This window comes from Pseudomonas sp. E1BtOHC1 (assembly GCF_058744285.1).
Genome location: NZ_CP196023.1, coordinates 4953533 through 4970094, shown reverse-complemented (window position 1 = coordinate 4970094; position 16562 = coordinate 4953533). Strand labels below are relative to the sequence as shown.

The window sequence follows — 16562 nt, the reverse complement described above, 5'->3', positions numbered from 1 at the left end:
GTCGTTCTGAGCGGTGTCGTTGAAGTTATCTGTGCAAGGGATGTCATCAGATCGTGAAGTTGCTTAAAAAAGCTGTTTGGTTTGTGTTGTGCATGGGGTCGATGCTCTCGATGGGCGCTGGCCTTTATCAGTTCATGCTGCCTAAAGGTGATCCCAGCCTGGCGTTGATGCTGGTGCTGATTGCGCTTATTTCTGGCTTCTATCTGCGGCCGCAAAAGCCCAGGGCACGGTAGTTGCTCTGGTGATTGCCTGTTTGCGGCCAAGGTGGGGTGCTCGATCATGAATCAAGATGAAAGTCTGAAGCACGATGCTGTAGCGCCATTGACAGGTGCCAGCGAGTTCGTCGTCGACAAGCGACCCCTTGTCGAACTGCTTGCCGTGCTTGCCCAGTGTGGCGAGGTGGTGTCCTGCTTCTTCAAGCCTGAGCCCGCCATCAAGGTGTTGGGTGAGAGGCAGCGACTGGCCGAGTTTCTGGAGCGTTTCAGCCACTTCGCCAGGTCGACGGCTATCGGGCAGATCGAGGGTGAGTTCGGGCCCTTTTCCATGCTGAATCGATATGAGTTCGAGGGCTCGTTATTGGCGGTGGTGCTTCGGGGCGGGTGTCATTCGTCCACCCGTGGATGTTCCGTGGCCTATGCCCGCGAGGTGGTGTTCGAAGCGCTGGATGCTGTGTTTCCGGCGCCGTTTTCCGAGCTGGTGGTGTATCGGTTCGATAGTTCCGATTGGTGTGAGTTGACCAGGGATTCGACTATTTCTTCTGCCTATGTGGTTTGTCAGGGGGCGCGAAATCTTTGGTGGGTGTTGTGCGTTGCTGATGTTGATTGATGCCTTGTGGGCGCCAGGCTTTCCATGGGGAAGAGTTTGGGTCAGGCACGGGGGTGACACGCACGATGGGGTTTCTTGGGTAGGAGCTGGCTTGCCAGCGAAGGCGGCATCGAGGACACCGGTGGATTGGGTGTTGTAGGTAGCGGTTGCTGCGCTGTCACCCAGTTGTCTGCCATGGCCACACAAGCTCTGTGGCGAGGGAGCTTGCTCTCGGTCGATCGGTTGGCGTTTCGGCGCGCGTAAACCGGAGTCCCCGATTTGGCAGGTGTACATATCCGTTGCTTTGGGTGTGGCCACTGGCGGTTTCGCCCTTACGGCGAGTCCCTTTTGTCAAACGACACAAAAGGAACCAAAAAGTCTTGCCCCTCCACTCGGTGCCTCGCCTAGGCTCGGCATTCCCTCACTCCGGCATTGATCCGTGGGCCGCCGCCACAGGCCATCCATGGCCTGATGGCGGCTAACCCGGCGTCCTGCCGGGTTACCCACGGCTCAATGCCTGCGTTCGGCCATCGTGGTTAACGGGGCGTTCAGATCAAGATCAAAATCAAGAGCGCGACGGCGGCCTGCCGGCCGGCCTGAAGCTGGAGCTGGAGCGGCGTGTCGCGCCCCTCGTGTAGGAGCTGGCTTGCCAGCGAAGACGTCGGTCCAGACGCTGCATGTCTTGCGGGCCTCATCTCCGGCAAGTCGGCTTCGGCAATTGCAATGCTTGTTGTTCCGTGACGCGCAACACATCGCAGCCATTGTGTAACAACTAGGTCGTCACGCTCGAGAAGCGCTTCAGGTCGAGGTGATCGGCATTGCGGGTGGTCATGGCGCAGGTCAGCAGGTCAAGCAAAGGAGCTTGAGGGTTGATCAAGGCGACGGGATGACCCATTCCTGGAAAGTTTTGCCATCCCCCTGTCATCTCCTTTGTTCTCCATGGCACACTCTGGCGCCTATTCCGTTGTTTCATATTTTATTCCGTTGTAGCGGAATGCTTTGAGGCGGAGTGTCTTTGTTTAGAGCCTTGGCGTTTTCCAGGTCATCGTTGTTTTCTGCGGTATTGACTGCACAGAAACACGCGGCGAGTTGGACAGCATTCTTGGGCGTGGCCAGCAAGATGGCCAACCTTCAACCAGGAGAACCTCTCATGAGCATCACCCGTTACGGCACAGGCAGCACCGCAGGCGGCGGCCAGCCGCGTCCTTTCGCTCGCGCCGTCGAAGCCGATGGCTGGCTGCATGTGTCCGGTCAGGTACCGGCTTTGGATGGCGAGATCATTCACGGTGGAATCGTTGAGCAGACGCATCAGACGATGCGCAATCTGCTGGCCATTCTCGAAGAGGCCGGGTACGGCCTGGAGGATGTGGTGCGGGTTGGCGTGTGGCTGGAAGACCCGCGGGATTTCTGGAGTTTCAACAAGGTGTTCGGCGAGTACTTCAAGCCCGAACACGCGCCGGCCCGGGCCTGTGTGCAGGCCAGCATGATGGTGGACTGTAAGGTCGAGATCGATTGTGTGGCCTACAAGAAGAAGCCTTGATGGGGGCGAACTTGTCTCGGCTGTTTTGTGCAGGAGCTGGCTTGTGTAGGAGCTGGCTTGCCAGCGAAGACGGCCGTGAGGGCGACACAAGGTTTGAGTGCCTCTTCGCCGGCAAGCCGGCTCCTACGGGTCGATAGGGGCGCCATGTTTTTTTGTGAAGGCCAGATAGATGAGTGAAGACAGCATCAAGCGCCGGGCCAAGGGTCTGGATCGGGCGTTCGATATTCTCGATTTCCTCAAGGAGATCGGTCAGCCGCTGCGGCCCAACGATATCGCCAAGGGCATTGGCAGTCCCAAGTCCACGGTCTATGAGTTGGTGGCGTCCTTGCTGGAACGGCGGGTTCTGGAGCCGGTGGGCAAGGACGGTCATGTGTACTTGGGGCGTCAGCTGTATTTTCTCGGGCAGGCCCATTTGCGCCATTTCGATCTGAGCCGCGAGGCCGATCAGGCGTTGCAGGAAATTGTCAGTCAGACCCGGGAAACGGCGCAGATGTGCCTGCTCAACGGGCGCAAATACACCGTCGCGCTGATGAAGGAAGGCGAGCGGCATTTTCGTATTTCCTCGGACATTGGCGAGAACGCGCCGATCCCCTGGACCGCGTCCGGGCGCTTGCTGCTGGGGCATATGAGCGATGAGCAGATCGTCGAGATGATCGATGATCAGGACTTCATGCTGCCCAATGGTGAACGTCTGCCGCTGGAGACCTTCCTCCAGGAAATTCGTCAGGCCACCGACGACGGTTTCTTTTCCTTCGACAGTGTCGCCGACACCTTTACCCATTGTTTTGCCGCGCCGGTGCGCGATGCGCACGGGGTGTGCATTTGTACCCTGTGCATTGTCGCGCCCAGGGCCGATGCCCAGCGCAATTACCAGGAATATCGCCGGGTGCTGATCGACAGCGCCAATCGTCTGGCCCGGCGTATCAACGATTGATGCCTGTGTCGCGGCTGTGCGCAGCCGCCTTGATAAGGAGTGCCAACATGTCTTCTGCTTTGAATCTGCCCCTGGTGGAAAAGGGCGCCGCTGCTAACGGCGTGAGTCTGCTGAGCGACGTCAGCCTGCCGGCCCTGGTGCTGCACCGCGAGGCGCTGGAGCACAACATTCGCTGGATGCAGAAGTTTGTCAGCGACAGCGGCGCCGAGCTGGCGCCCCATGGCAAGACCAGCATGATGCCGGGGTTGTTTCAGCGGCAGCTGGAGGCCGGTGCCTGGGGTATCACCTTGGCCACGGCGGTACAGACTCGCGCTGCCTACGCCCATGGCGCGCGTCGGGTGTTGATGGCCAACCAGCTGGTGGGTGCGCCGAACATGGCGCTGATCGCCGAGCTGCTGGCGGATGCCCATTTCGATTTCTATTGCATGGTCGATCACCCGGATAACGTGGCCGATCTGGGGGCGTTTTTCGCTGAGCGTGGGGTCACCCTCAAGGTGATGATCGAGTACGGCGTGGTGGGCGGTCGTTGCGGCTGCCGCAGCGAGCAGGAAGTACTGGCCCTGGCCAAGGCGATCCAGGCGCAGCCGGCTTTGGCGTTGTGCGGTATCGAAGGTTACGAAGGGGTGATCCATGGCGACCAGGCCATCAGCGGCATTCGCCAGTTTGCCGATTCCCTGGTGCGTCTGGCGGTGGATCTGCACAACGACGGACTGTTTGCCATCGAGCGGCCGATCATCACCGCCTCGGGTTCGGCCTGGTACGACCTGATTGCCGAGTCCTTCGAGGCCCACAACGCCAAGGGGCGTTTCCTCAGCGTGCTGCGTCCGGGCAGTTACGTCGCCCATGACCACGGCATCTACAAAGAGGCCCAGTGCTGTGTGCTGGATCGACGCAGTGATTTGCACGAAGGCCTGCGTCCGGCGATGGAGGTCTGGGCCCATGTGCAGTCGCTGCCGGAGCCGGGGTTTGCGGTAGTGGCCCTGGGCAAGCGCGATGTGGCCTATGACGCCGGGTTGCCGGTGCCGCTGCGGCGTTACCGCGCGGGAGCCGAGGCCGGTGCCGGCGATGATGTGGCGGCGTGCAAGGTGACGGCGGTGATGGATCAGCACGCGTTTCTCACCGTGGCGCCGGGAGTGGAGCTGCGTATTGGCGACATCATTTCCTTCGGCACATCGCACCCGTGCCTGACCTTCGACAAGTGGCGCACCGGTTTGCTGGTGGATGAGCACCTGCAGGTGATCGAAAGCCTGGAAACCTGCTTCTGACACGTAGGAACCGGCTTGCCGACGAAGAGGCCCTTGGCTAGGGCGCAGGTCTTGAGGGCACCTTCGCTGGCCAGCCAGCTCCTACCCGGTGGTGTGTGCTTTGAAGGAGAGGTCAGGAACATGAACAGCAAGAAGCGCATCGCCGCCATCGGCGAATGCATGATCGAGCTGCAACAGCGTCACGACGGCAGTCTGCAACAGAGCTTTGGTGGCGATACCTTGAACACTGCGGTGTATCTGTGCCGGGAGCTCGGGCAGCAGGCACAGGTGGATTACGTCACGGCCCTGGGCTACGACAGTTTCAGCGATGCCATGTGCCAGAGCTGGGCCGAGGAAGGTATCGGCCTGGGAAAGGTTCAGCGCCTGCCCGGGCGTTTGCCGGGGTTGTATTGCATTCAGACCGATGCTCGGGGGGAGCGGCGTTTTCTGTATTGGCGCAATGAAGCGGCGGTGCGCGATTGTTTCAATACGGCGGCCGCGGGGCCGATCCTCGAGGATCTGCAGGATTACGATGTGCTGTACTTCAGCGGCATTACCCTGGCGGTGCTGGGGGAGTCGGGGCGCAAGAAGCTGATTGACCTGTTGGTGGAGGCACGTCGCCGCCAGGCGCAGATCGTGTTTGACAATAACTATCGTCCCCGGCTCTGGGCCTCGGTGGAGCAGGCTCGGGCGGCCTATTTGCAGGTGCTGGAGCATGTGGATCTGGCGTTGCTGACGCTGGATGACGAGCAGGCGTTGTTTGGCCATGACTACGCCCATGGGGTGTTCGCGGCGTATCCGAATATTGTCGAGGTGGTGCTCAAGCGCGGGGCCGAGTCGTGCCTGGTGCGCTGTGGCGGTGAGAGCTACGAAATACCGGCGCAGCAGGTGGAACAGGTGGTGGACACCACGGCGGCGGGGGATTCCTTCAGTGCGGCTTATCTGGCCTGTCGTTTGCTGGGTGGCAGTCCGGTGGACGCGGCGCAGGCCGGGCATCGCTTGGCGAGCCGGGTGATTCAGCATCCGGGGGCGTTGATTCCCCGAGAGGCCGCTTTGTAGGAGCCGGCTTGCCGGCGAAGAGGCCTGTGGATGGGGCGGTGTTCTTGCGGACGCCTTCGCTGGCAAGCCAGCTCCTACGGGGGGTGGTGGGTCAGTCGCGGAAGAACACCTGCACCAGGTGATAGCCGAATTTACTCTTGATCGGGCCGTGTATGGTGCGCAGGGGCTTTTTGAATATCACCTGATCAATGGCACCGACCATCTGTCCCGGACGCACTTCTCCCAGGTCGCCGCCGCGCTTGCCCGACGGGCAGGTGGAGTATTTCTTGGCCAGGACATCGAAGGCTTCGCCCTTGGCGATGCGCTGCTTGAGCTGCTCGGCTTCTTCGGCGGTTTTCACCAGGATGTGGCGGGCTTGGGCTTTCATGATGGCGTGACCTTGTAGCGGGAAATCGGCGGCCGCGGATTATGCCTGAATTCAGGACTCGCGGCCGATCATCTGGCGAATCTTCTGCGCCAGTTCTTCGATGGAAAACGGCTTGGCCATCAGGTCCATGCCCGGTTCCAGAAAGCCTTGGCGCTCCGCGGCCTTTTCAGCGTAGCCGGTCATGAACAGCACTTTCAGCGCGGGCCGCTGTTGGCGGGCGATCTCCGCCAGTTGCCGGCCGTTCATGCCCGGCAGGCCGACGTCGGTCACCAGCAGGTCGACGCGCATCGGCGACTCCAACAGGGGCAGGGCGCTGCGGGCGTCCTCGGCCTCGAAAGCGCGGTAGCCCAGTTCGCTGAGGACGTTGAGCACCAGCATGCGCACTGCCGGGTCGTCCTCCACCACCACCACGCTTTCCCCGGCCATGGCCTGGGGCGCCTCGCTGCTGCCTGTGGCTTCCGGCTTTTCCAGGGGCGCGCTGTGCAGGCGAGGCAGGTACAGGCGCACACAGGTGCCCTGGTCCGGTTCGCTGCTGATGGTCACGTGGCCGCCGGACTGCTGGGCAAAACCGTAGATCATCGACAGCCCGAGGCCCGTGCCCTGGCCGATGGGCTTGGTGGTGAAGAAGGGGTCGAAGGCCTTGGCCAGAATCCGCGGGCTCATGCCCGCGCCGTTGTCGCTGACCCCGAGCATCACGTAGTCGCCGGCCTTGACCGGCTCCAGGGTGCTGATGTCGCTGCCGTCGAGGTAACTGTTGGCGGTTTCGATCAGCAGCCGGCCGCCGTGGGGCATGGCGTCGCGGGCGTTGATCACCAGATTGAGCAGGGCGTTTTCCAGCTGGCTGGCATCGGTGTTTACCGGCCACACATCGTCCGCCAGTTGCATCTGCAATTGGATGTGCTCGCCCTTGGTGTGGTTGAACAGCTCCTGCAGTGAGCGCACCAGCTGGTTCGGGTCCAGGGGCTGGCGGTCCAGGGACTGACGCCGGGAGAAGGCCAGCAAGCGGTGGGTCAGGGACGCGGCGCGCTTGGCCGAGGACATGGCGGCTTCGGTGAAACGACCGATTTCATCGCCGCGGCCGTTGTCGATGTAGCGCTGCATCAGGTCCAGGCTGCCGATGATGCCGGTGAGCATGTTGTTGAAGTCGTGGGCGATGCCGCCGGTGAGTTGGCCCACAGCCTCCATCTTCTGCGCATGGCGCAGGGCGTCCTCGGCGCGCTCGCGCTCGAACATTTCGTTCTGCAGGCGCTGGTTGGCGGTGGCCAGGGCCTCGGTACGACGGGTGACCCGCTCTTCCAGGGTTTCGTTGAGGTTGCGCAGGGCCTCTTCGGTCTGTTTACGCTCGGTTTCATCAATGACGAAAATGTAGAAACCGTTGATGGCACCGTCGGCACCGTAGCGCGGCAGGTACTTCATCAGGGCATGGCGCGGGCGGCCGTCGCGGTGGGGCGAGTTGGCTTCGAAGCTGCAGGGCTTGCCCGCCAGTGCGGCGGCAATGTTCTCGGCGCGGGTGGCGTAGATCTCGTCGCCCAGCACTTCGCGGATGGTCTTGCCGTACAGCTCCTGCGGGGTCAGGCCGTACCAGTCCAGGTAGGCGCTGTTGTTCAGGCGAAAACGCTCCTCGCGGTCGACATACCCGATCAGCACCGGCATCGCGTTGATGATCAGTTGCAGTTCGGTCTGGCTCTGGCGCAGCGCCTGCTCCATCTGCTTGCGCTCGGTCAGGTCCAGTGCGGCGCCGAGAAAGCGCGTCGGCCGGCCGTGGTGGTCCTTGTAGCAGCGGCCCCGGGCGAACACCCAGCGTACCTGGCCATCGGCCAATTGCAGGCGGTATTCCTCGGCGTACTCGGTGCCATGGGTGATGCAGTGCTTGATGCCCCGGGCCACCATGCCGCGGTCTTCCGGGTGCACGCCTTTGAGGTACTCGCTGATAGGCAGTTGCCGGGACTGCTGGGGGTCGACGCTGTGCAGCTGGGCAAAATGGGTGTCGGCGATAAAGCGGTCTTCGCCAATGTCCCAGTCCCAGGTGCCCACCGCGTCGGTTGCTGCCAGCGCCAGCTGCAGGCGTTCTTCGGTCTCGTGCTGGGCCCGCAGGCTGTCGTCGGAGCGTTGCTGCAGTTCGAGGGCAATGCGCCGGCGCTCGTTGGTCTCGATGGCGGTTACCAGGATCCCGGCGACGTCGCCGCGCTCATCGCGGATCGGGCTGTAGGTCAGGTCCAGCCACAGGTCGTATTCTGTGCCGTTGCTGCGTTGCAGGCTGAAGCGCTGCTCACTGAAGCTGCGGACCTGACCCTTGAGCACCGCGCGATAGATGGGGTCGGTGAAGTCCATCAGCTCCGGCCAGGTCAGGTGTGCGGGCTGGCCGAAGGCGTTGGGGTGCTTGTTGCCCGCCAGCAGGGCGAAGCCGTCGTTGTAGATCTGGGTCAGCTCGGCGCCCCAGAGCAGCAGCATTGGCATCGGCGAATGGATCACGATGTCCACGGCGGTGCGCAGGCTTTGCGGCCAGTGGTCGGATTCACCGAGGGTTGTGGCGGACCAGTCCAGACGGGCAATCAGGTGGGCGGCTTCGCTGCCGGAGTGGGTGCCATTCATGTCGAAGGTGTCCTGGGTGGAGCAGTCGTGCGCGGCGAGGCGTCAGGCTCGTTCACTCGAAAAGTCGCATGGACATGCGGTGCATATTCAAACGGATGGATTGTAGGTGTTTCGGGCGGGGTTATTTTCACCTGCTTTTGCGGCAGATGACCAGTCTAGAGAGGCTGAACGGTTATCACCGTGGCGTCTGCTGAGGCTTTGCCCGTAGGAGCTGGCTGGCCAGCGAAGAGGCCCTTGCCTGGTGCACCGACCTGGACGACGTCTTCGCCGGCAAGCCGGCTTCTACAAGGGGGCGGGGTCAGCTGCGCAGTTCCTCGCGGTCGCGAAACTGCTCCAGGGCCTCGGGGTTGGCCAGGGCGTCGGTATTCTTCACCGGCAGGCCGTGCACCACATTGCGCACCGCCAGCTCAACGATCTTGCCGCTGATGGTCCGGGGAATGTCGGTCACTGCGAGGATTTTCGCCGGTACATGGCGCGGCGTGGTGTTGCTGCGGATCACCTGACGAATCCGCTCCTGCAGCCCGTCATCCAGCACCACGCCATCTTGCAGGCGCACGAACAGCACCACGCGCACGTCATGTTCCCAGCTCTGGCCGATGGCCAGGCTTTCCAGCACCTGCTCCAGCTTCTCCACCTGGCGGTAGATTTCCGCGGTGCCGATCCGCACTCCACCCGGGTTGAGCACCGCATCCGAGCGTCCGTGAATCAGCCAGCCGCCATGGGGCAGTTGTTCGGCGTAGTCGCCCTGGGCCCAGACCCCGGGAAACAGGCTGAAGTACGAAGCCCGCAGTCTGCTCTGGTCCGGGTCGTGCCACAGGCCGACGGGAATACTTGGAAAGTGCCGGGTGCACACCAGTTCGCCTTTCTCGCCGGTCACCGGCTGGCCCTGGTCGTTCCACACTTCGATGGCCATGCCCAGGCTCTTGCCCTGCATCTCGCCGCGGCGCACCGCTTGCACCGGGTTGCCGGCGACAAAGCAGGCGACGATGTCGGTGCCGCCGGACATGGAGGCCAGGCACAGGTCGCCTTTGATCTCGCGGTACACGTAGTCGTAGCTCTGTGGCGACAGCGGCGAGCCAGTGCAGAGCAGGGTCTTGAGGCGGTCCAGCGAGTGGCTCTGGCGCGGCCGGCTGCCGGCCTTTTCCAGGGCCGCCAGGTATTTGGGGCTGGTGCCGAAGACGCTGATGCCTTCGCTATCGATCAGGTCGATCAGGTGTTCGTTGGAGGGATGGAAGGGCGATCCGTCGTAGAGCACCAGGCTGGCACCGGTGGCCAGGGCCGAGACCAGCCAGTTCCACATCATCCAGCCACAGGTGGTGTAGTAGAACAGTCGCTCGCCAGGCCCCAGATCGGCGTGCAGGCCGTGTTCCTTGAGGTGCTGCACCAGCACCCCGCCGGTGCCGTGGACGATGCATTTGGGCACCCCGGTGGTACCGCTGGAGTAGAGGATGTACAGCGGATGGGCGAAGGGCACCGGAACGAATTCGGGTTCGCCGCCGAGCTGATAGAAGTCGTCCCAGAGGCTGACCCGGGCTGGGGTACGGTAGTCGTCGACCCGGGCTTGCGGGCGGGCATAAGGCACGATGAGCAACTGTTCCAGGGACGGCAGGCGCTCAAGAATCTCGTTGATCTTGGCGGTCTGGTCGATGTCCTTGCCGGCGTAGCGATAACCGGCGCAGGTGATCAGCACCTTGGGTTCGATCTGGCCGAAGCGATCGATCACTCCCTGGGTGCCGAAGTCCGGCGAGGAGCTGGACCACACCGCACCGAGGCTGGTGCTGGCCAGCATGCCTACCAGGGTCTGCCAGGTGTTGGGCATGCAGGCGGCAACCCGGTCGCCGAGGCCGACTCCGGCGTCCCGCAGGCTGCGTTGCAGGCCGGCCACCTGAGCGGCCAGTTCGGCGTAGGTCAATTGTTCACGCTGGCCGTTCTCGTTGATGGCCACCACCGCCACAGCGTCGTCCCGGCGCTTGAGCAGGTGCTCGGCGAAGTTCAGCGTGGCTCCTGGAAACCATTGGGCACTGGGCATCTGCGGGCCTTCGCGGAGCACCGCTTCAGCCGGTTGCCGAAAGCTGACGTCGAAGAAGTCGACGATGGCCTGCCAGAAGCTTTCTCGCTGCTCGATGCTCCACTGGTGCAGGGCGGGGTAGTCGTGAAGATTCAGCCCGTGGCGCTGATTGACGAAGCGGCGAAAGGCATCCATCCGCGTCTTGCCGATGCGCTCGGCGCTGGGTTGCCAGAGTATTTCGGACATGCAAGGCCTCGTGTTCTTATTGTTTTTTTGGGGGGGCTGTTGGCTGGCAAGCCAGCTCTACAGGGACCGCCACATCCGTGTAGGAGCCGGCTTGCCGGCGAAGATCTCAGCCAGCGTGTCGCCTTATTGCGCCAACCACCCGCCATCGATATTCCACGCCGCACCACGCACCTGGGAGCCGGCTTCGCTGCACAAAAATAGCACCAGTTCCCCCAGTTGCGCCGGGGTGACGAACGCCAGGGACGGTTGCTTTTCCGCCAGCAGGTCATGCTGGGCCTGTTGCGGATCAGTGCCCGCTGCGACCCGGTCGTCGATCTGCTTCTGTACCAGCGGGGTCAGTACCCAGCCCGGGCAGATAGCATTACAGGTGACATTGCTGGTAGCGGTTTCCAGACCCACCACCTTGGTCAAACCGATCACCCCGTGTTTGGCCGCGACGTAGGCGGCCTTGCCCACCGAGCCTACCTGGCCGTGCACCGAGGCGATGTTGACGATGCGCCCCCAGCCCTTGGCACGCATTCCCGGCAACCCCAGGCGGGTGCTGTGGAACACCGAGGACAGGTTGATGGCGATGATCGAATCCCAGCGCTCCACGGGGAATTCCTCCACCGCCGCCACGTGCTGGATGCCGGCGTTGTTCACCAGGATGTCGACGCCGCCAAACTCCCGTTCGGCGTAGGCGAACAGCTCGGCGATCTGCGCCGGGTCGCTGACGTCGGCCGGGTGATGGCCGACCTGGCCGCCGAATTGCCCGACCTCGGCGATTGCCTTCGAGGCGTCGCCAAAACCGTTGAGAATCAGCTTGGCCCCGGCCTTGGCCAGGACCAGGGCGATCCCCAGGCCGATGCCGCTGGTGGACCCGGTGACCAGGGCGGTCTTGCCAGAAAGAGTGCTCATGAATACCTCACACAATGCCGGTGGCGTAGAAAGTGGCGATGACGACGAAGACCGCCAGGGTCTTGATCAGGGTAATGCAGAAAATGTCCTTGTAGGCTTCGCGGTGGGTCAGCCCGGTGACTGCCAGCAGGGTGATCACTGCGCCGTTGTGGGGCAGGGTGTCCATGCCGCCGCTGGCCATGGCGGCCACCCGGTGCAGCACTTCCAGGGGAATGTTGGCGGCGTGGGCGGCGCTGATGAAGCTCTCGGACATGGCCGCCAGGGCGATGCTCATGCCCCCCGAGGCCGAGCCGGTGATGCCCGCCAGCAGGGTCACGGTAATGGCTTCGTTGACCAGCGGGTTGGGGATGCTTTTCAGCCAGTCCGCCAGCACCAGAAAACCTGGCAGGGAGGCGATCACCGCACCGAAACCGTATTCCGAGGCGGTGTTCATGGCGGCCAGCAAGGCGCCGCTGACCGCGCTTTTGCTGCCTTCGGCGAGCTTGCTGCGAATGGCCGAGAAGCCGAATACCAGCACCATCAGGATGCCCACCAGCAAGGCGGCCTGCACTGCCCAGATGGCGGTGAGCTTGGCGATTTCACTGGTTACCGGTGTTGCCATGCCGGGCAGGCTGAGGCTGTGGGTCTTGCCGTACCACTGGGGAATCCAATGGGTGAACAGCAGGTTCATGATGCCCACCAGCAGCAGCGGCGACAGTGCCAGCCAGGGGTTGGGCAGCTTCAGGTCTTCGGCGGTTTCTGGCTCATTGCGCAGCTCGGTGCCATAGCCTTCACCGGCCTTTTGCGCCTTGTTGCGCTGACGCTGGAGGAACAGCATGCCGGCGCAGAACACGAAAATGGTGCCGATCACGCCCAGCCAGGGCGCTGCCCAGGCGGTGGTATTGAAGAAGGTGCTGGGGATGATGTTCTGGATCTGTGGGGTGCCGGGTAGTGCATCCATGGTGAAGGAGAATGCACCCAGGGCGATGGTGGCCGGGATCAGGCGCTTGGGGATATTGCTCTGGCGGAACATCTCGGCAGCGAACGGGTAGACCGCGAACACCACCACGAACAGCGAAACCCCGCCGTAGGTCAGCAGGGCGCAGACCAAAACGATCACCAGCATCGCCTGGCGGGTGCCCAGCAGGCGGATGGCCGCGGCGACGATGGAGCGGGAAAAGCCCGACAGCTCGATCAGCTTGCCGAACACCGCGCCCAGCAGGAATACCGGGAAATACAGTTTGATGAAGCCGACCATCTTCTCCATGAACACCCCGGTAAAGGCGGGCGCAACGGCGGAGGGATCGGTGAGCAGGACCGCGCCGAGGGCGGCGATGGGGGCAAAGAGGATAACGCTGTAGCCACGGTAGGCAGCCAGCATCAGCAGCGCCAGGGCTGCCAAGGCAATGATCACACTCATGGTGTGTCTCTCCAGGATTGTTATTGTTGTCGGGTGTTGCGTGTGGAGAGGCTTATAGCGAGAACTGTGCCAGATGCGTAAGCTTTTGAAATATATGGGTATTTTAATTTTTCCGGAGGCGCGCTGGAGTTGATTGTCTCTGTTTTGAGACTTTTTTGGATTGGCCGGCCTCTTCGCTGGTAAGCCAGCTCCTACGGAGATCGCTCAGCCCGCCGTAGGGGCTGGCTTGCCAGCGAAAAGCGCGCAGCGTGCCCGGCCAGTTCTCCAAATGGAGATTGATGTCTCGCTATGGAGACTCGGCAATCCCCAAGGCCGCCATCTTCTTGTACAGCGTGGAGCGCCCCAGCCCCAGGCGTCGGGCCGCTTCATCCACCTTGCCGGCACATTGGGCCAGGGTGGTGCTGATCAATTGCCGATCGAATCGCTCCCGGGCCGCGGCGAAGGTTTCCTGGTCCGCCGACTCGGCCGGCATCGCCGCTGCATTGCGCTGCACCGGGCTGAAACTGCCGATGGCCGCACGAATGTCCGCGGCATTGAGCATCAGGTCATCGCTGAGCAGTGCCGCGCGCTCCAGTACGTTGCGCAGTTCGCGGATATTCCCCGGCCAGGCATGTTGCGCCAGCAGGTCCAGGGCTTCTCGATCCAGCTCATGCTGGCTGCGCAGTTCTTCGAGTATCCCCTCGCTCAGGGCCGGCAGGTCGTCAAGGCGCTCGCGCAAAGCCGGCACCTGAATCGGCAGCACGTTCAGCCGGTAATACAGGTCTGCACGAAACTCGCCGCGCTTGATCGCGGCTTCAAGGTCGGTGGAGGTGGCGGCGATCACCCGCACGTCGCTGTGGATCACTTCGTTGGAGCCCACCGGTTCGAACTCTTTTTCCTGCAGCACTCGCAGCAACTTGCTTTGCAGAGGCAGGGGCATGTCGCCGATTTCATCGAGGAACAGGGTGCCGCCCTGGGCGATCTGCAACTTGCCGGCGCGGCCTTTGCGGTCGGCACCGGTGAAGGCGCCGGGGGCGGTGCCGAAGAACTCGGCTTCCAGCAGGGCCTCGGGAATCGCGGCGCTGTTGATGCTGACAAAGGGCTTGTGGGCCCGGGGCGAGGCGGCGTGGATGGCCTGGGCCAGCAGCTCCTTGCCGGTGCCGGTCTCGCCTTGCAGCAGCACCGGGGATTCGGCGCTGGCGCTGCGCCGAGCCCGGCGTTTGACTTCCAGGCTGGCGGCGCTGGTGCCGATGAAATGGGCGAAGTTGTATTTGGTCTGCCGGGCCCGCAACAAGGAACGGGTGGAGGCCAGCTCTTCCTGCATGCTCAGGTAGCGCTTGAGCATGGGGGACAGGCTGCGCAGTTCGTCGAACAGGGCGAAGCCGATGGCGCCGATCACTGTGCCGGCGGCGTCGTGGATTGGCAGGCGCATCACCACCAGGGGCTCCTTGGGGGTGTCCTGCATGTCCAGCAGGATCGGGCGACCGGTGCGTACCACTTCTCGCAACAGGCTGCCGGGGATCACGCTTTCGCAGGGCTTGCCGATGGCGAAGGCGGCGGATTCCAGGCCGAAGCGCCTTGCGTAGCGCTCGTTCATCCAGACGATATTAGCGTCGCGATCGACGATCACCGTGCCTTCACTGGACTGCTCGATGATCTCGAACAGCGAACGGATCGCCAGTTGGCGTACACGCTGGTAATCCTTGAGGCTTTCGCTGTCGTTCATGGCGGCATCCTGAAAATGGGCGCCAGGGATTATGCCCGATTTGTAGGAGCCGGCTTGCCGGCGAAGTGGCCTTTGGGTGGGGCGGTGATCTTGCGGGCGTCTTCGCTGGCAAGCCAGCTCCTACGGTGGCGGTGAATGTGTTCGCCCGTGTAGGAGCCGGCTTGCCGGCGAAGGGGCCCTTGGGTCAGCCGGGATGGGCGGCGGCAAGCAGTTCCTGGGTGTAGGGATGCTGTGGGGTTTCGAATACGTCGTGGCTGGTGCCGCGCTCAACCACCTTGCCGTCCTTGATCACGATCATGTCGTGGGCCAGGGCTCGCACCACCGCCAGGTCATGGCTGATGAACAGGTAGGTCAGGCCGTACTTTTCCTGCAGTTGGCGCAGCAGGGCTACCACTTGTTTCTGTACGGTGCGGTCCAGGGCCGAGGTCGGTTCGTCCAGCAGGATCAGCGCCGGTTTCAGGACCAGGGCTCGGGCGATGGCGATGCGCTGGCGCTGGCCACCGGAAAACTCGTGGGGGTAACGGTGGCGGCTGTCGGGGTCGAGGCCCACTTCCTCCAGGGCGCGGATCACTTGTACGTCGCACTGACGGGCGTCGTACTGGCTGTGGACTTCCAGGCCTTCGCTGATGATCTGCGCCACCGACATGCGCGGGCTGAGGCTGCCGAAAGGGTCCTGGAATACCACCTGCATCTGCTTGCGCCAGGGGCGCAGTTGCTTCTGGTTGAGGCCATCCAGGGCCTGGCCCTGGAAGCGGATGCCGCCCTGGGAATCCAGCAGCCGCAGGATTGCCTGGCCGAGGGTGGATTTGCCCGAGCCGGATTCGCCGACAATCCCCAGGGTCTTGCCTTGCTGCACGCTGAGGCTGATGCCGTCCACCGCCCGCAGGAATTCCTTGTGCCGGAACAGGCCGCCGCCTATCTGGAATTCGACGCTGAGATTATTCACCTCCAGCACGGTTTCCCGGGTGTCGCGACACAGCGGTTCGCCCTCGGGCTCGGCATGCAGCAGCTCACAGCTGTAGGGATGTTGCGGTGCGTTGAACAGGGTTTCGCAGTCGGCCTGTTCGACGACTTCTCCAGCCTTCATCACACACACCCGCTGGGCGATGCGCCGTACCAGGTTGAGGTCGTGGCTGATCAGCAGCAGGGACATGCCCAGGCGCTGTTGCAGGGATTTGAGCAGCAGCAGGATCTTGCGCTGCACGGTGACATCGAGGGCGGTGGTGGGTTCGTCGGCAATCAGCAGCTCCGGTTCGCAGGCCAGGGCCATGGCGATCATCACCCGCTGGCGCTGGCCGCCGGAAAGCTGGTGGGGGTAGGCCTTGAGTCGCTCCTTGGGTTTCTGGATGCCCACCAGTTCCAGCAGTTCGAGAATTCGCGCCTGGGCCTCCTTGCCCCCCAGGCCGCGATGCAGCAGCAGGGTTTCGCCGATCTGCTTCTCGATGCTGTGCAGCGGGTTGAGGGAGGTCATGGGCTCCTGGAAGATCATGGCGATGCGGTTGCCCCGCAGTTTTTGCAGGGTCGCAGCCGTGGCGCCGTTCAGCTCCTGGCCGCGGTAGCGCACGCTGCCGGAGCTGCTGCAGCCGGTCTGCGGCAGCAGTTGCAGGATCGAGTGGGCGGTCACCGACTTGCCCGAACCGGACTCGCCCACCAGGGCCAGGCATTCGCCGGGGCGGATGTCCAGGCTCAGGTCGCGAACCACAGTCTGCTCGCCGAAGGCGACGTTGAGCTGGCGGATTTCGATCAGGTTTTCAGTCATTTCTACAA

The 16562-nt window shown here is 63.0% G+C and carries 13 protein-coding genes; 6 read left to right on the top strand and 7 right to left on the bottom strand.

Annotated features, from left to right (window positions below; translation table 11 throughout):
- Positions 1–53 precede the first annotated feature (53 nt).
- From ACSSVC_RS22335 to ACSSVC_RS22310, 6 genes are all read left to right on the top strand, one after another.
- Positions 54–233 (top strand): hypothetical protein, encoded by a 180-nt coding sequence (locus tag ACSSVC_RS22335; protein ID WP_346636227.1) that lies wholly within the window; start codon positions 54–56, stop codon positions 231–233.
- 46 nt (positions 234–279) lie between these two features.
- Complete coding sequence (locus tag ACSSVC_RS22330; RefSeq protein WP_346636228.1) at positions 280–825, top strand: hypothetical protein; 546 nt, start codon at positions 280–282, stop codon at positions 823–825.
- A 1129-nt stretch (positions 826–1954) separates the two neighbouring features.
- The gene (locus ACSSVC_RS22325) at positions 1955–2344 is read left to right on the top strand and encodes a RidA family protein (RefSeq protein ID WP_102881511.1); all 390 of its coding nucleotides are present in this window, start codon (positions 1955–1957) and stop codon (positions 2342–2344) included.
- Between the two features lie 169 nt (positions 2345–2513).
- On the top strand, positions 2514–3278 hold the full coding sequence (locus tag ACSSVC_RS22320) for an IclR family transcriptional regulator (protein WP_404937161.1): 765 nt from the start codon (positions 2514–2516) through the stop codon (positions 3276–3278).
- Between the two features lie 47 nt (positions 3279–3325).
- Positions 3326–4543 carry an amino acid deaminase gene (locus tag ACSSVC_RS22315; protein ID WP_492611387.1) on the top strand — a complete coding sequence of 406 codons (1218 nt, stop codon included), beginning with the start codon at positions 3326–3328 and terminating at the stop codon, positions 4541–4543.
- 120 nt (positions 4544–4663) lie between these two features.
- Positions 4664–5581 (top strand): sugar kinase, encoded by a 918-nt coding sequence (locus tag ACSSVC_RS22310; protein ID WP_346636232.1) that lies wholly within the window; start codon positions 4664–4666, stop codon positions 5579–5581.
- A gap of 91 nt (positions 5582–5672) precedes the next feature.
- On the opposite strand, the gene ACSSVC_RS22305 is transcribed toward ACSSVC_RS22310, so the two are convergent.
- The 7 genes from ACSSVC_RS22305 to ACSSVC_RS22275 form a co-directional block, all read right to left on the bottom strand.
- Positions 5673–5948, bottom strand: coding sequence for a peptidylprolyl isomerase (locus tag ACSSVC_RS22305; protein ID WP_492611386.1), 276 nt, complete (start codon positions 5946–5948; stop codon positions 5673–5675).
- 51 nt (positions 5949–5999) lie between these two features.
- Positions 6000–8540, bottom strand: coding sequence for a PAS domain-containing hybrid sensor histidine kinase/response regulator (locus tag ACSSVC_RS22300; RefSeq protein ID WP_346636233.1), 2541 nt, complete (start codon positions 8538–8540; stop codon positions 6000–6002).
- A gap of 298 nt (positions 8541–8838) precedes the next feature.
- Positions 8839–10794 carry an acetoacetate--CoA ligase gene (locus ACSSVC_RS22295; RefSeq protein ID WP_404937160.1) on the bottom strand — a complete coding sequence of 652 codons (1956 nt, stop codon included), beginning with the start codon at positions 10792–10794 and terminating at the stop codon, positions 8839–8841.
- Between the two features lie 123 nt (positions 10795–10917).
- Positions 10918–11691 (bottom strand): 3-hydroxybutyrate dehydrogenase, encoded by a 774-nt coding sequence (hbdH, locus tag ACSSVC_RS22290; RefSeq protein WP_404937159.1) that lies wholly within the window; start codon positions 11689–11691, stop codon positions 10918–10920.
- A gap of 7 nt (positions 11692–11698) precedes the next feature.
- Positions 11699–13090 carry a GntP family permease gene (locus ACSSVC_RS22285; protein WP_346636236.1) on the bottom strand — a complete coding sequence of 464 codons (1392 nt, stop codon included), beginning with the start codon at positions 13088–13090 and terminating at the stop codon, positions 11699–11701.
- A 286-nt stretch (positions 13091–13376) separates the two neighbouring features.
- Entirely contained in the window at positions 13377–14795 is a 1419-nt protein-coding gene (locus ACSSVC_RS22280; RefSeq protein WP_404937158.1) for a sigma-54 interaction domain-containing protein, read from the bottom strand.
- A 184-nt stretch (positions 14796–14979) separates the two neighbouring features.
- Positions 14980–16554: an ABC transporter ATP-binding protein gene (locus tag ACSSVC_RS22275; protein WP_492611385.1), complete on the bottom strand. Its 1575-nt coding sequence runs from the start codon at positions 16552–16554 to the stop codon at positions 14980–14982.
- Positions 16555–16562: the final 8 nt, after the last annotated feature.

What these genes read in the sequence shown, in the direction of transcription:
- ACSSVC_RS22330 (WP_346636228.1), top strand. Translation starts at nt 280, where the DNA reads ATGAATCAAGATGAAAGTCTGAAGCACGATGCTGTAGCGCCATTGACA.
- ACSSVC_RS22325 (WP_102881511.1), top strand. Translation starts at nt 1,955, where the DNA reads ATGAGCATCACCCGTTACGGCACAGGCAGCACCGCAGGCGGCGGCCAG.
- ACSSVC_RS22320 (WP_404937161.1), top strand. Translation starts at nt 2,514, where the DNA reads ATGAGTGAAGACAGCATCAAGCGCCGGGCCAAGGGTCTGGATCGGGCG.
- ACSSVC_RS22315 (WP_492611387.1), top strand. Translation starts at nt 3,326, where the DNA reads ATGTCTTCTGCTTTGAATCTGCCCCTGGTGGAAAAGGGCGCCGCTGCT.
- ACSSVC_RS22310 (WP_346636232.1), top strand. Translation starts at nt 4,664, where the DNA reads ATGAACAGCAAGAAGCGCATCGCCGCCATCGGCGAATGCATGATCGAG.
- ACSSVC_RS22305 (WP_492611386.1), bottom strand. Translation starts at nt 5,948, where the DNA reads ATGAAAGCCCAAGCCCGCCACATCCTGGTGAAAACCGCCGAAGAAGCC.
- ACSSVC_RS22300 (WP_346636233.1), bottom strand. Translation starts at nt 8,540, where the DNA reads ATGAATGGCACCCACTCCGGCAGCGAAGCCGCCCACCTGATTGCCCGT.
- ACSSVC_RS22295 (WP_404937160.1), bottom strand. Translation starts at nt 10,794, where the DNA reads ATGTCCGAAATACTCTGGCAACCCAGCGCCGAGCGCATCGGCAAGACG.
- hbdH (WP_404937159.1), bottom strand. Translation starts at nt 11,691, where the DNA reads ATGAGCACTCTTTCTGGCAAGACCGCCCTGGTCACCGGGTCCACCAGC.
- ACSSVC_RS22285 (WP_346636236.1), bottom strand. Translation starts at nt 13,090, where the DNA reads ATGAGTGTGATCATTGCCTTGGCAGCCCTGGCGCTGCTGATGCTGGCT.
- ACSSVC_RS22280 (WP_404937158.1), bottom strand. Translation starts at nt 14,795, where the DNA reads ATGAACGACAGCGAAAGCCTCAAGGATTACCAGCGTGTACGCCAACTG.
- ACSSVC_RS22275 (WP_492611385.1), bottom strand. Translation starts at nt 16,554, where the DNA reads ATGACTGAAAACCTGATCGAAATCCGCCAGCTCAACGTCGCCTTCGGC.